Here is a 13,495-nt window from a genome sequence, read left to right on the forward strand (position 1 = left end):
CGGGCCGCCAAAGATTGGGGGCGTGCGGATGAAGTGCGCGATATCCTCAATGCCGCAGGCGTGCAGGTCACCGACGTGGGCGGGCAGGCCACATGGGCACCGGGCCCTGATTTTGATGCGGCCAAGCTGGAGGGGCTGTGATGGCCAAAGAACGCCTCTACCTCTTTGACACAACGCTGCGCGACGGGGCGCAGACCCAAGGGGTTCAGTTTTCAGCCGCTGAAAAGCACCAGATTGCCGCTGTGCTGGACGGTCTGGGGATCGACTATATCGAAGGTGGCTGGCCCGGCGCGAACCCGACCGATACGGATTTTTTCGCCAATCCGCCGCAAATCAAAGCCACTTTTACAGCCTTTGGCATGACCAAGCGTAACGGACGCTCGGCCGAGAATGACGATGTGCTGGCGGCGGTGATGAATGCGGGCACGCCTGCGGTCTGTCTGGTGGGCAAGGCGCATGATTTTCATGTGACGACCGCCTTGGGCATCAGCCTTAAAGACAACATCGAAAACGTGGCCGCCAGTTTTGCCCATATCAAGGGGCAGGGGCGTGAAGGGTTGTTTGATGCCGAGCATTTCTTTGATGGCTACAAGGCGAACCCGGACTATGCCTTGCAGGTCGTGCATGCGGCCTACAAGGCTGGTGCGCGCTGGATTGTGCTGTGCGATACCAACGGCGGCGTGCTGCCGCATGAGGTGTCGCAGATTGTCACCGAAGTGATTGCCAGCGGGATCCCGGGCGATCATCTGGCGATCCATACACACAACGACACCGAAAATGCTGTGGCGAATTCACTGGCGGCTGTGCTGGCTGGTGTGCGGCAGGTGCAGGGCACGCTGAACGGGTTGGGCGAGCGGTGCGGCAACGCCAACCTGACCACGCTGATCCCGACGCTGCTGTTGAAAGAACCCTATGCCAGCCGGTTCGAGACTGGCGTGACGCCGGAGGCGCTCAAAGGCTTGCGCCGTGCATCGCGCCTGCTGGATGATATTCTCAACCGGGTGCCAGCCAAACAGGCACCCTACGTTGGTGCCTCGGCTTTCGCGCATAAATCGGGGCTACATGCCTCGGCCATTGCCAAGGATCCCAGCACCTACGAACATATTGATCCTGCACTGGTCGGCAACACGCGGATTGTGCCCATGTCCAACCAGGCGGGGCAGTCCAACCTGCGCGCCCGTCTGCTGGAGGCAGGGCTTGAGGTTGCGGCCGACGATCCCGCCTTGGCGCGGATTGTAGAACGGGTCAAGGAACGCGAGGCGCAGGGCTATTCCTACGACACCGCACAGGCGAGTTTTGAGCTCTTGGCGCGTGAAGAACTTGGCGCTTTGCCACGTTTCTTCGAGGTCAAGCGCTACCGTGTCACTGTTGAGCGGCGCAAGAACAAGCGCAACCAGATGGTGTCGATTTCCGAAGCCGTGGTCGTCACCAAGGTGCGCGGCCAGAAGATGCTGAACGTCAGTGAAAGCCAAGGGCCCGACGGGTCGGACCAAGGCCCCGTAAACGCGCTGTCACGTGCTTTGTCCAAGGACCTTGGCCCTTATCAGGACATCATCGACGACATGCAGCTTGTCGATTTCAAGGTGCGCATCACCAACGGCGGCACCGAGGCTGTGACCCGCGTCATTATCGACAGCGAGGATGGCAAGGGCAGGTCGTGGTCGACAGTGGGGGTGAGCGCCAATATCGTGGACGCGTCCTTTGATGCGCTGATTGACGCAATCAATTGGAAGCTGATCCGCGACGGCGCAAAGGCAGATGCATGAGCTTTGAGGCCTGCGCTGCACTGGTGGAAAAGGCCGATCCGCTGCGCTTTCGCGCGGCCATGGCAGCACCCGTGTCAGCGCGCAAAATCCTGTTTCCACTCTATGCTTTCAACATCGAGGTCGCGCGCGCCCCTTGGGTGACACAAGAGGCCATGATCGCCGAAATGCGCCTGCAATGGTGGCGTGATGCTCTGGAAGAGATCGCTGACGGCAAGACACCACGCCGCCATGAGGTGGTGGATGCGCTGGCTGACTGTCTGGATTCTGAAGGGGCCCGCTGTCTTGACGGTCTCGTGGCTGCGAGGCGGTGGGATATCTATTCCGAACCGTTCGAGGACCGCGCGCATTTTGATGAATACATCAACGCCACTTCGGCGAATCTAATGTGGACTGCGGCGCGCCTCTTGGGGGCGGCAGATGAAGTGGTCGTGCGTGACTTTGGTTATGGCGTGGGGGTTGCGAATATTCTTCAGGCCTACCCCGCGCTGACCGCGCAAGGGCGCAAGCCTTTGTCGAACAACACTGAAAAGGCCATTGCTGAATTGGCCAAGTCTGGACTGGCGCGGATGGACCAGGCGCGCAAGAACAGGCGTGCCGTATCAAAGGCAGCGGGAGCTGCGTTGATTGCGGGCTATCATGCGCGGCCTGTTCTGCAAAAGGTTCAGCGTGAACCGGCACGTGTTGTGGCGGATGCGCTTGACGTAAACCCTGCGCGCGACAGTCTGCGGTTCCTCCACGTAACCTTGCGCGGCTGGTGGCACTGAACAATTTTCGTCGAAAATTGTTGGCACCCCCCCAAGATTTTTCGACGAAAAATCTTGGTCTCTAGACCGCCATTCTGGGTTGCCGCACCAGCCAGATCAGCGACCCGCCTGCCAGCACCAGAAACGGCACCATCGCAAGGTTCACGGCATTCCAGCCCTCGACGGCGGTGCCGCCTGAACAGTTCATCAAACCGCCCGAGGCCAGCGAAGCTACGGTGACCATGCCGAAAACGATCATGTCGTTCATACCTTGGACGGCGCCGCGTTCTTCGGGGCGGTGTGCGCCTGCAAGCATTGTGGTCGCGCCAATGAAACCAAAGTTCCAGCCAAGCCCCAAAAGGATCAGCGCAATGTAGAAATTCGTCAGTGCGACACCTGACAGGGCCACGACACCGGCGAAGGCCAGAATGATCAGCCCGAGCGAGACGATCCGCTCGACCCCGAAACGCGCAATCAGGTGGCCGGTGAAGAAGGAGGGGGCGAACATCGCCAAGACATGGGCCGAGACGATGTCATTGGCGTTATCTGTGGTGAAGCCACAACCCACCACGGCCAAAGGTGTCGAAGTCATCACAAGGTTCATCAACGAATAGGAGACCATTGCGCAGATGATCGCCACAAGCACCCGTGGATCGCGCAGCAGTTCAAGCCGCGAACGCCCGACCACCGTTGTGGTTTCCGGTTCGCGTCGGGTCCCCTTGGGCAAGTCGAGCCAGAGAAACAGGAGCATTCCCACGAGGTTCAGCACAATAATGGCCATATAGGTCCCAAGGAAGGGCACGACATAGACATCCTGTACCAGTTTATTGAGTTGCGGGCCGATCACCGCCGAGAGAAGCCCGCCGGCCATGACATAAGAAATCGCTTTTGGGCGGAACGCCTCGGAGGCGGTATCCGTGGCGGCAAAGCGGTAGAAGCCTTGCGCGGACATGTAGATGCCGGTGAGATAAGACCCTGCCAACAGAACAAGGAACGAGCCTGTGTAAAGGCCATAAGCCGAGACAGCCGCCCCCACGGCCCCCGCAAAGGCCCCGATGAAAAAGCCAAAGCGGCGTCCGTTACGCTGCATCAAGGGGCTGATCCAGGGTGCGGTGGTCATGGACCCGAAGACGATGAACGAGATCGGCAAGGTGGCAAGGCAGGGGTTCGTGGCCAGTTGCCCGCCCGCAAGTCCGCCCACAACAAAGATCATTGGAAGTTGCGCACCCAGAATGGCTTGGGCGAGCACCAAAACGGCCACATTGCGTTTGGCCCGCGTGTCATCAGCTATTATCATTTTGATATCGTTACGCCTGCGCCTGAGGCAGGGCAAGGCCTTGGTTATGCTGCGTCGATAATATGGGCGAAGCTGCCGCTGGCATTGTCTTGGATCAACCCCATGGCGGGCAGGGGCGTGCCTTCGGCATCGGCGGCTGCAAAAAGCGGTGTGCCGTTGGTCTTGAGGGTCGTGGCATAGTGGAATTCATGCCCTTTCCATGTCCCCGCAAAGGGACCCGACAGCGCCTGCAGATCGCGGTAGCCGAGATGTAATGCGCGTTTCTCAAAGGATGTTTCAAGCGCGAGGAGCCCTGCCATTTGATGTGCTGTCCCGTCTGCGTCAATCAGGACCTCGCCCAAGGTCATATAGCCTCCGCATTCGCCGTAGATCTGTGCGTTTGATCTGCGCAACGATCCGAGAAAGCGGGCGTTCGCAGCAAGACGACCGGCGTAGAGTTCGGGATAGCCGCCGGGCAGGTAGATGAGATCTGTCTCCGGTGCGGGTTCATCTGCGAGTGGCGAGAAGAACAGCAACTCTGCCCCTGCGTCGCGCCAGTCTTGCAGCAGGTGCGGATAGCAAAAGGCAAAGGCCGCGTCTTGGGCAATAGCAATGCGTTGGGCTGGCGGAATGGCTTTGCGGGTCGGGCCGCGTGCGTCTGTAGAGGGGTGCAACAGGGTTTGTATTTCATTCATGTCGCAGTGCTTTGCGATCAGGGTCGCGGCCGCATCAAGATAGGCCTCCAGATCAGGCCTTTCCTGCGCCTGTACCAGACCGAGGTGCCGTGACGGCTGGGTCAGGGCGGCTGTGCGGGGAATAGCGCCGAAGATAGGTACACCGGCAAGCGCGCGCCGGAGCATAGCTTCGTGTCGGGGCGACCCCACGTTGTTGAGGATCACGCCGGCAATCCGCACAGCCGCGTCATGGGCGATGAACCCCTGGACCAAGGGCGCGACCGACCCTGCCATTTTGCCCGCATCAACGATCAGGATGACGGGCAGCCCCAGAATACGCGCAAGATCGGCAGTCGCCCCCTTTCCGTCGGGCGGGGCGCCGTCAAAAAGACCCATCGCGCCTTCGATGATCAGCGGCAGCGGACCGGCGGCAAGCGACGTGATGCGCGCGGCGGTCATGGCCCACGCGTCAAGGTTCAGACAGGACTGTCCGCAGGCGGCTTCGTGAAACCGCGGATCAATGTAATCCGGACCTGATTTTGCGCCCCGCACTTCCATGCCGCGGTTCTTGAACGCGCGCAGTATGCCCAAGGTGACGGTTGTTTTGCCGCTGCCCGAAGCGGGGGCTGCAAGAATGAAACTCATCGCGTAACGAGGCGCGGGGATGCCTCCGGCGGAAGTTTGATCGGACATGGAAAGAGGGGCGGCATCTGTGCCTCAGGCAGATTCGGCGGGTCGGCCACGGCCCAAGGGGTCAAGGTTGCGCGGCGGGTTCCCTGCGGCCATCCCCTGCCAATCGAGTACCTGCCGCATCAGCACGGATTGCCCGATGCAGATAATCGCAGGCGGGGCCAGTTGCGCCACAGCGATGTCTTCGACAATGGTCCCAAGTGTGGTTTCGAGCACCTGTTGGTCTTCGGTCGTCGCAGTCGTGACCACCGCGACTGGTTCATGCAGGCTGCGCCCTGCGGTGATCAATTGCTGGGCAATCTGGGCGATGTGTTTCATGCCCATATAGATGACGATGACCTGACTGCCTTTGGAGATGCTGGCCCAATCAAGCGAACTAGGCGTGTTGCCGGACTGGTCATGGCCTGTCACGAAGGTCACTGATTGGTTCACGTCACGGTGGGTGACGGGGATACCCGCATAGGCCAGCCCGCCGATCCCTGCGGAGATGCCCGGAATAATACGGATCGGGATGTTATGTTGCACGAGGGTCTGGGCCTCTTCGCCACCGCGTCCGAAGACGAAAGGATCGCCGCCTTTCAGACGCAGGACGCGTTTGCCAGCTCGCGCGAGATCAACCAGCCGGAGCGAGATATCGCGCTGCTTGGCGGACGGTTTGCCGCCGCGTTTGCCTGCGTAGATGTGTTCGGCCTGCGGGGCCCATGACAGGATTTGTTCCTGTACCAGCGCATCATAGATCACCACGTCCGCCTGACGCAGCGCATTGACCGCATGGAGCGTCAACAGCCCCGGATCGCCCGGACCCGCGCCACAAAGCCAGACCCAGCCGCGTTCCAGCGTGGGCCATGTATGGGAGGGGAGAGAGATATTGGTGCTCATGCCCCCTTTATGCCGCCGATTGATTGGCTTGGAAAGGTGGCAAACGACCTCGTATTGGTGATTGCCGTCACCGCCCGCCCTGCCTATCGTCGCGCGCAATGAGTGATGACACCACACCCCAATTGCGCCGTGGCTGGACCACGGGGGCCTGTGCAACGGCGGCGACCAAGGCGGCTTTGATGCGTCTTTGGGGCGGTGCCTTTGCGCGCGAGGTGGGGATCGTGCTGCCGAAGGGCGAAACGCCGGTCTTTCCACTGGCTTTGGCGGAGGCGGGCGAGGGCTGGGCGCGTGTGGGCATTACCAAGGACGCAGGCGATGATCCCGATGTGACACATGGGGCGCTGATTGTGGTGACAGTGCGCCCTTCGCAGGGGGGCGTTGTTTTTCAGGCAGGTAAGGGGGTGGGGACCGTCACCAAACCCGGACTGCCGATTGGCGTGGGCGAGCCTGCGATCAATCCCGTGCCCCGTCAGATGATGACGGACGTTGTTGAAGACATGGCGGCGCACTACGGGCAGCGCCCTGACGTGGTGATCGAGGTGTCCGTGCCGGGAGGCGCAGAGATTGCGCTGAAGACATGGAACCCGCGTCTGGGGATTGCGGGGGGGCTGTCGATCCTTGGCACGACGGGCGTTGTGCGGCCCTTTAGCTGTGCGGCCTGGATCGCCTCGATCCATCGCGGCATTGATGTGGCGCGTGCGGCGGGTCTGACCCATGTGGCCGGATGCACGGGGGCCACGTCAGAGACAACGGTGCAGGCGCTCTATGCACTGCCCGATCACGCGATGCTGGATATGGGCGATTTCGCTGGGGGGATGCTGAAGTATCTGGTCAAACACCCTGTGGGGCGCGTCACGATTGGTGGCGGTATCGGCAAGATCACGAAACTTGCGCAGGGCGCGGTGGATTTGCATTCCGCGCGCAGTCAGGTGGATTTTGAAGGGCTTGCGGCGATGGTGGGTGATCCGCGCGTGGCAGAGGCGAACACTGCGCTTGAGGCTTATGAGATTGCAGGGCCCATTTTGGCGCAGAAGGTTGCCGAGAAAGCCTTGACGCAGGTGCAAGCGCGTTTCGGCGCAGGCGGGATTGCCTACGATATCATCATCATCGACCGTAAAGGCACGACTATCGCTAGGGCTGGCGCATGACATTGCTGATCCTTGGCGGAACCGGAGAGGCGCGGCAGATCGCGGACCGCTTGCAGGGGCATGATGCGGTGATCTCGCTGGCCGGTGCAACGCGGGCCCCTGCGGCGCAGTCCTTGCCCACACGGATTGGTGGCTTTGGCGGGGCGGACGGGTTTCGTGCCTATCTGCAAGAGGCTCGCATCACGGCCGTTCTGGATGCGACCCATCCTTTTGCAAACCGCATCACGAAGCGGACAGCAGCCATTTGCCAGTCACTTGGCCTGCCTTATGTGCAGTTCCTGCGCCCTCCATGGACGCCCGAGGCAGGGGACAACTGGATCGAGATTACTTCGGAAACAGAAGCTGCGGCCCATATTCCAGAAGGCTCGGTTGTGTTCCTTGGCACGGGGCGTCAGACGCTGGACCGTTTTGCCAACCTGACCGGGCGCGAGGTGATCTGTCGCCAGATTGATCCACCCGACAAGCCGTTTCCATTTGCGGGCGGGCGGTTTCTGGTCGGGCGGCCACCGTTCTCGGTCGCGGATGAAGTGGCGCTCTTTACCGCGCTGGGCGTGCAATATCTGGTGGTCAAGAACGCGGGCGGTGCGGCCAGCGGCACCAAGCTGACCGCTGCGCGGCAACTGGGTATTCCCGTGCTCATGATCGCGCGGCCACCGCAAGGCGATTGGCCTGTGGTCGAGACTGTGGAGGCCGCACTCGCTTGGGTGAAAGCCCTGTGAAAGAGCGTGTGATCCTAGGGGATGCCTGTGTTGCCGAAGGGGCGGCTTGGCTTGGCCGTCGCGAGCCGCGGTTTGCCCGCGCAATGGACGGGCTGCCACCCTTGCCGTTGCGGCTGAAACCGGATGGATTTGCCGAACTCCTCAGTGCGATTGTCAGCCAACAGGTCAGCGTCGCGTCGGCGAATGCGATCTGGGCAAGGTTGCAGAGGGCAGGGATGACGGAACCGCATCCGGTGGCCACTGCCAGCACGGATGATCTGCGCGCGCTGGGCCTGAGCCAGCAAAAGGCGCGCTATGCCCATGCTTTGGCCAGTGCCGGGATTGATTATGATGGCCTGCGCCAAATGCCTGCGTGTGAAGTGATCAAGACCCTCACCGCTGTTCCCGGCATCGGCGCGTGGACAGCCGAGATTTATGTGATGTTCTCGCTGGGGCGGGCGGATGTCTTTGCGCCGGGTGATCTGGCGTTGCAGGAAGCGGCACGGTTGATCTTTGATCTGCCCGCGCGCCCCAAAGAAAAAGAGCTGCGCGTGATGGCGCAAGCATGGTCGCCGTGGCGATCGGTTGCAGCCCGCATCATGTGGGCCTACTACAAACACAGCAAACAAAGAGAAGGCATCAGATGACACGGGCTTTGGAAGCACAGCGGCGCGAACCGGTCTCGGGCGAGACACGATCATGTGTGGTTTTTCTGCATGGCTATGGCGCCAATGCAGCGGATCTGATCGGGTTGGCCGATCCGCTGGCCGAGCACATGCCCGATACGCTTTTCATAGCACCTGACGCGCCCGAGGCCTGTATCGCAGCCCCGATGGGTCTGCAGTGGTTCCCGATCCCGTGGATTGACGGCTCAAGCGAGGAAGAAAGCCGCGCCGGTATGGAAAATGCGGCGGCAGATCTGGATGCGTTTCTTGATGGGGTGATGGTCGATGAAGACCTGCTGCCGGAACAAATGATCGTACTGGGCTTTTCGCAAGGGACGATGATGGCGCTGCATGTGGTGCCGCGCCGTGAAGATGCCATTGCGGGTGTCGTTGCCTTTTCCGGGCGTCTACTGGAGCCGGATTCGCTGGCTGATGAAGCGCAAAGCCGACCACCGGTCCTCTTGATCCACGGTGATGCCGATGATGTCGTGCCGCCCCAATCGCTGCCGCAGGCCGCAGAGGCGCTGCAAGAGGCAGGCTGGACCGAGGTCTATGCCCATATCATGAAGGGCACAGGGCACGGCATTGCACCGGATGGGCTCTCGGTGGCGCTGGCCTTCATGCGGGATCGGCTGGGGATGAGCTAGAGTGCGTCAATCTGTCCACTTTCTCAAGACTTTATTACCATTCTCATGCCAGTAAGGGCCGCGGGAGCGCGGGTTCTCATTAAATGTGGGCAAAGTCATGCACAGTCCTATTGTTTCACTTCTAGGTCCCAAGGACCGGCTGGGCTGGGTGCTGCGGTACAGTGTTTTGGCGCTGGGCGTGGTTGGCACGGTTTTTGCGCATGATGTGCTGACCGATCATGCGTTTCACGGTGTTATGGCACAGTACCTTGGCGCGATGGTGATGATCGGCCTGCCGCTCTACGCAGTCGCCACTGGGATCATGACCGATATGGGCCGTTTGCGCGTCCAATTGATCAAGGCAAGCGAGACCGACCAGATGACCGGCTTGCTTCAACGGCAAGCGTTTTTGCGGCACACAGAACGTAAACTGTTGCAAACCGGTGTGCTGATGATGCTGGATATTGACGGCTTGGGGCAAATCAACGCCAGACATGATCACCATGCGGGCGATCTGTGCCTGATGGCGCTGGCCATCCGGTTGCGCGAGGTGACGCGGACCACTGATGTGGTCGGGCGGATCGACGGCGCAACCATCGCCGTTTATTTGCCGGGCACGCCCTTGGAAGCGGGACGCGAGATTGCTGAACGGCTGGCCCAAGGTTTGCTGGTGACAACCGGTCAGACGCGATTCGAAGTGACCGTGTCAGTAGGGGTCGTTCTGGCGGATGGTGAAACCACGCTGAGCAAACTGATGCACCGCGCCGAGGCGGCCCTATTGCGGGCCAAAATGCAGGGCCGCGCGCAGGTGATGCTGTCAGAGGATGCGCTGGCTGCCTAAATGCGGCGCGCGTTGCAGTTTTTGTCGCATATTCTGGGGCTTGTCACATTTCTGACGCGATATATAGTCTAAATTAAGATGAATGCGGGGTTGCCGCTTTGACTGGTCCCGCACAGCCTTACTTGGGGTGTGACAGATGACGCAGGCCGACTTCAGAACTGACTTTGTGCGCGAACCAGGCGCACTCAAACACTATCCGGCGTTGGTTCTGAACGCAGATTACCGGCCACTTTCATATTACCCGCTGTCTCTCTGGCCTTGGCAGGAGGCGGTCAAGGCGGCCTGGCTCGATCGCGTCGATATCGTAAGCGAATATGACGAGGTGGTGCGCAGCCCGTCGACGATCATCAGAATCCCGTCGGTTGTTGTGCTTAAGGACTATATCAAGCCGCAAAAGCAGGTGGCGTTTACCCGCTTCAACCTGTTCTTGCGGGATGAGTTTTGCTGTCAGTACTGCGGCGCGCGCGGTGATCTGACGTTTGACCATGTCGTCCCGCGTGCCAGCGGCGGTATCACCAGTTGGGAAAATGTGGTGGCGGCCTGTTCACCCTGTAATCTGCGCAAGGGGGCGCGGTCGCTCAAGCAATGCGGCATGAGCCTGCAAAAACCACCGCGCCGTCCTGTGCCTGAACAGTTGCATAACGTCGGTCGCAAATTTCCGCCCAACCATCTGCACGAAAGCTGGCTTGATTTCCTCTATTGGGATGCAGAACTCGAAGCGTAACTGCGCAGCAGTGCTAGACTTGCGGGACGCATCGGGGTAGGAAAGCCGCGTTAGCGCTAACGCGGCATCCTATGGGGGTTTATTTTGGTCTCTCGCGTCATTCCTGTCGATGAATTCGATCTCGTGATCTTTGGCGGCACCGGCGATTTGGCCCGGCGCAAGATCCTGCCCGGTCTGTTCCGGCGCTTTCTTTCGGGGCAAATGCCTGCCGGTTCACGGATCATCGGGGCCGCGCGGTCTGAACTGGACGGCGACGGCTATCGCGCGATGATTGCCGATGCCGTAGCTGAGTTTGGTGGTGCGGAAGCAAAGAATAAGAATGGCTTAGACGCCTTTCTTGAACAACTGGAATATGTTGCGATTGATGCGCGCGGTGAGGACGGATGGTCCGATCTGGCAGCGATTGTCCGTCAAGACGTGGTGCAGGCGTTCTACTTTTCGGTCGCACCCTCATTGTTTGGTGATCTGGCCGAACGGCTGCACACCAACAAGATTGCGAACTCCCATAGCCGCATTGTGGTGGAAAAACCCTTTGGCCGCGATCTTGAGACAGCGCGTGAATTGAACCAGACGCTGGCGGCACATTTTGACGAAAGCCAGATTTACCGTATCGACCATTATTTGGGCAAAGAGACGGTGCAGAACCTGATGGCTGTGCGCTTTGGCAATGTCCTGTTCGAGCCGCTTTGGAACAACCACTACGTCGACCATATCCAGATCACGGTGGCCGAAACCGTCGGTGTTGGCGGGCGCGGGGCCTATTACGACAAATCCGGCGCGATGCGCGATATGGTGCAGAACCACCTGATGCAGTTGTTGTGCCTGATCGCGATGGAGCCTCCAGGCCAGTTTGAAGCAGATGCTGTGCGCGACGAAAAACTGAAGGTTATCAGGGCGCTACAGTCCATAGATCATCATCATATCGTGCGTGGACAGTATGATGCAGGCCCCGATGGACCCAGCTATCGCGAAGATGCCGAAAACCCCCGCAGCTTTACCGAAAGCTTTATCGCCATGCGCTGTCACATCGCCAACTGGCGGTGGGCGGGTGTGCCGTTCTATTTGCGGACAGGTAAGCGGATGAAGGCGCGGTCCTCCGAGATCGCTGTGGTGTTCAAAGACCTCGGGCATACGATTTTTGAGGGTGATGAGGCCCGCCATCGCAATATTCTGGCGATCCGCTTGCAACCCAACGAAGGCATTGATTTGCAGGTGACGATCAAGGAACCGGGTCCGGGGGGCATGCGCCTGATTGATGTGCCGCTCGATATGACCTTTGCCGATGCCTTGGGTGACGGGGCCGAGGATGTGACGGACGCCTATGAGCGCCTGATCATGGATGTAATCCGTGGCAACCAGACGCTCTTTATGCGCGGTGACGAGGTCGAGGCGGCATGGGCCTGGACTGATCCGCTGATCAATAGCTGGGAGGCGCGCAATGACGTGCCCAAGCATTATGACGCAGGCTCTGCGGGGCCTGAAGATGCGATGATGTTGCTGCACCGCGATGGCCGGAAATGGCGTGAAATCAAAGGCTAAGCCCTTCCGGCACGTGGCATATTTGAATTGACCTGACCGAAGAAGAGGATTGGTCCTATGAAGCTCGTTGAATATCCGGACGCGGAAATGATGATGATGGATCTGGCTGATAAACTGGCCAGTGAGCTGTCATCAGCCTTGCGCGCGAATGACACCGCATCGCTTGCGGTGCCTGGCGGGACAACGCCGGGGCCGATTTTTGACAGCCTCTGTGGCGTTGATCTGGATTGGGCGCGCGTGCAGGTGATGTTGACCGATGAACGCTGGGTCCCGGAAACATCCCAAAGGTCGAACACGCGGCTGTTGCGCGAAAGGTTGCTGACCGATCGTGCGGCGGCGGCGACCTATCTGCCGCTCTACGCCGATGCGCCGACACCTGAAGAGAAACTCCCCGATCTTGCTGCTGATCTTGCCCCTGCAATGCCGCTGACGGTGGCACTCTTGGGGATGGGTGCGGATATGCACACGGCTTCGATCTTTCCCGGCGCCGATCAGCTTGATCTGGCATTGCACGGCAGCGATCGCTTGGTCGCCATGCGCGCACCCGGTGCGCCAGAGCCGCGCATTACACTGTCTGCGGCGGTCCTGAACGCTGCGATGAGCCGGCATATAGTGATTGTGGGGGCCGAAAAACGCGCCGCACTGGAAAAAGCGCGGCATCTGTCACCCGAAGAGGCGCCTGTGGCTGCTGTCTTGAATGGTGCAACGGTACACTGGGCGGAGGCGTAAAAGATGTGGCGCAAACTGAAAGACCACCACGAGGCTGTCGCAAGCCGCCGGATCGAGACTATGCTGGATGCTGCACGTGCTGCTGATTTTGTGGCGCAAATGGGTGACATGCGGCTGGATTACGCCAAAACGAATATCGACGCCGAAGGCCGCGCCTTGCTGATCGCGCTGTTGGACGAAGCGGGCGTTGCAGAAAAGCGCGACGCGATGTTTGCGGGTGCACCGATCAATGAAACCGAAGGGCGGGCTGTGCTGCACACGGCATTGCGCAATCTTGATGGCGGGCCTGTCATGGTGGACGGTCAAGATGTCATGCCAGAGGTTCTGGACACTTTGGCGCGCATGGAAAACTTTGTGCGTGATGTGCGCAGTGGCGGTTTCACAGGGCAGGGCGGCAAGATTACCGATGTGATCAACATCGGCATTGGCGGGTCCGATCTGGGGCCTGCGATGGCGGCACAGGCGCTGGCGCCCTATCACGACGGTCCGCGCTGCCA

14 protein-coding genes are annotated in these 13,495 nt (G+C 60.1%); 11 read left to right on the forward strand and 3 right to left on the reverse strand.

Annotation, left to right across the window (positions count from 1 at the left end; all coding sequences use genetic code 11):
- The first annotated feature begins 140 nt into the window (after window positions 1-140).
- A complete protein-coding gene (gene cimA / locus VGP75_RS03710) occupies window positions 141-1,766 on the forward strand; it encodes a citramalate synthase (protein WP_327542374.1) in 1,626 nt (541 codons plus the stop codon).
- Entirely contained in the window at window positions 1,763-2,530 is a 768-nt protein-coding gene (locus VGP75_RS03715) for a squalene/phytoene synthase family protein (RefSeq protein ID WP_327542375.1), read from the forward strand. The genes cimA and VGP75_RS03715 overlap by 4 nt, the downstream gene beginning before the upstream one ends.
- 61 nt (window positions 2,531-2,591) lie before the next feature.
- On the opposite strand, the gene VGP75_RS03720 is transcribed toward VGP75_RS03715, so the two are convergent.
- The 3 genes from VGP75_RS03720 to cobA all read right to left on the reverse strand — a co-directional run bounded on the left by VGP75_RS03720 (window position 2,592) and on the right by cobA (window position 6,028).
- On the reverse strand, window positions 2,592-3,806 hold the full coding sequence (locus VGP75_RS03720) for an MFS transporter (RefSeq protein WP_327542376.1): 1,215 nt from the start codon (window positions 3,804-3,806) through the stop codon (window positions 2,592-2,594).
- A 44-nt stretch (window positions 3,807-3,850) separates the two neighbouring features.
- Entirely contained in the window at window positions 3,851-5,104 is a 1,254-nt protein-coding gene (locus VGP75_RS03725) for a cobyrinic acid a,c-diamide synthase CobB (protein ID WP_327542377.1), read from the reverse strand.
- A gap of 72 nt (window positions 5,105-5,176) precedes the next feature.
- Window positions 5,177-6,028, reverse strand: coding sequence for a uroporphyrinogen-III C-methyltransferase (gene cobA, locus VGP75_RS03730; protein ID WP_327542378.1), 852 nt, complete (start codon window positions 6,026-6,028; stop codon window positions 5,177-5,179).
- Window positions 6,029-6,126: 98 nt separating this feature from the next.
- On the opposite strand from cobA, the gene VGP75_RS03735 reads away from it, so the two are divergent.
- From VGP75_RS03735 to VGP75_RS03775, 9 genes are all read left to right on the forward strand, one after another.
- Window positions 6,127-7,176: a cobalt-precorrin-5B (C(1))-methyltransferase gene (locus VGP75_RS03735; protein ID WP_327542379.1), complete on the forward strand. Its 1,050-nt coding sequence runs from the start codon at window positions 6,127-6,129 to the stop codon at window positions 7,174-7,176.
- Window positions 7,173-7,895 (forward strand): cobalt-precorrin-6A reductase, encoded by a 723-nt coding sequence (locus VGP75_RS03740; protein WP_327542380.1) that lies wholly within the window; start codon window positions 7,173-7,175, stop codon window positions 7,893-7,895. Before VGP75_RS03735 ends, VGP75_RS03740 begins: the two co-directional genes overlap by 4 nt.
- Window positions 7,877-8,521 carry a DNA-3-methyladenine glycosylase family protein gene (locus VGP75_RS03745; protein WP_327542381.1) on the forward strand — a complete coding sequence of 215 codons (645 nt, stop codon included), beginning with the start codon at window positions 7,877-7,879 and terminating at the stop codon, window positions 8,519-8,521. Before VGP75_RS03740 ends, VGP75_RS03745 begins: the two co-directional genes overlap by 19 nt.
- The gene (locus VGP75_RS03750) at window positions 8,518-9,186 is read left to right on the forward strand and encodes an alpha/beta hydrolase (RefSeq protein WP_327542382.1); all 669 of its coding nucleotides are present in this window, start codon (window positions 8,518-8,520) and stop codon (window positions 9,184-9,186) included. Before VGP75_RS03745 ends, VGP75_RS03750 begins: the two co-directional genes overlap by 4 nt.
- Window positions 9,187-9,283: 97 nt before the next feature.
- A complete protein-coding gene (locus VGP75_RS03755; RefSeq protein WP_327542383.1) occupies window positions 9,284-10,006 on the forward strand; it encodes a GGDEF domain-containing protein in 723 nt (240 codons plus the stop codon).
- A gap of 136 nt (window positions 10,007-10,142) precedes the next feature.
- Entirely contained in the window at window positions 10,143-10,730 is a 588-nt protein-coding gene (locus VGP75_RS03760) for an HNH endonuclease (RefSeq protein WP_327542384.1), read from the forward strand.
- Window positions 10,731-10,814: 84 nt separating this feature from the next.
- A complete protein-coding gene (gene zwf / locus VGP75_RS03765; protein WP_327542385.1) occupies window positions 10,815-12,269 on the forward strand; it encodes a glucose-6-phosphate dehydrogenase in 1,455 nt (484 codons plus the stop codon).
- Window positions 12,270-12,326: 57 nt separating this feature from the next.
- A complete protein-coding gene (gene pgl / locus VGP75_RS03770) occupies window positions 12,327-12,998 on the forward strand; it encodes a 6-phosphogluconolactonase (protein ID WP_327542386.1) in 672 nt (223 codons plus the stop codon).
- Between the two features lie 3 nt (window positions 12,999-13,001).
- Window positions 13,002-13,495 (forward strand): phosphoglucose isomerase-related protein (locus tag VGP75_RS03775; protein WP_526025500.1); only part of this gene is annotated, 494 nt, incomplete at its 3' end.

It is taken from the genome of Yoonia sp. (assembly GCF_036007805.1).
Classification (GTDB): domain Bacteria; phylum Pseudomonadota; class Alphaproteobacteria; order Rhodobacterales; family Rhodobacteraceae; genus Yoonia.

Coding starts and splice junctions, on each gene's coding strand:
- cimA (WP_327542374.1), top strand. CDS start 141: ATGGCCAAAGAACGCCTCTACCTCTTTGACACAACGCTGCGCGACGGG.
- VGP75_RS03715 (WP_327542375.1), top strand. CDS start 1,763: ATGAGCTTTGAGGCCTGCGCTGCACTGGTGGAAAAGGCCGATCCGCTG.
- VGP75_RS03720 (WP_327542376.1), bottom strand. CDS start 3,806: ATGATAATAGCTGATGACACGCGGGCCAAACGCAATGTGGCCGTTTTG.
- VGP75_RS03725 (WP_327542377.1), bottom strand. CDS start 5,104: ATGAGTTTCATTCTTGCAGCCCCCGCTTCGGGCAGCGGCAAAACAACC.
- cobA (WP_327542378.1), bottom strand. CDS start 6,028: ATGAGCACCAATATCTCTCTCCCCTCCCATACATGGCCCACGCTGGAA.
- VGP75_RS03735 (WP_327542379.1), top strand. CDS start 6,127: ATGAGTGATGACACCACACCCCAATTGCGCCGTGGCTGGACCACGGGG.
- VGP75_RS03740 (WP_327542380.1), top strand. CDS start 7,173: ATGACATTGCTGATCCTTGGCGGAACCGGAGAGGCGCGGCAGATCGCG.
- VGP75_RS03750 (WP_327542382.1), top strand. CDS start 8,518: ATGACACGGGCTTTGGAAGCACAGCGGCGCGAACCGGTCTCGGGCGAG.
- VGP75_RS03755 (WP_327542383.1), top strand. CDS start 9,284: ATGCACAGTCCTATTGTTTCACTTCTAGGTCCCAAGGACCGGCTGGGC.
- VGP75_RS03760 (WP_327542384.1), top strand. CDS start 10,143: ATGACGCAGGCCGACTTCAGAACTGACTTTGTGCGCGAACCAGGCGCA.
- pgl (WP_327542386.1), top strand. CDS start 12,327: ATGAAGCTCGTTGAATATCCGGACGCGGAAATGATGATGATGGATCTG.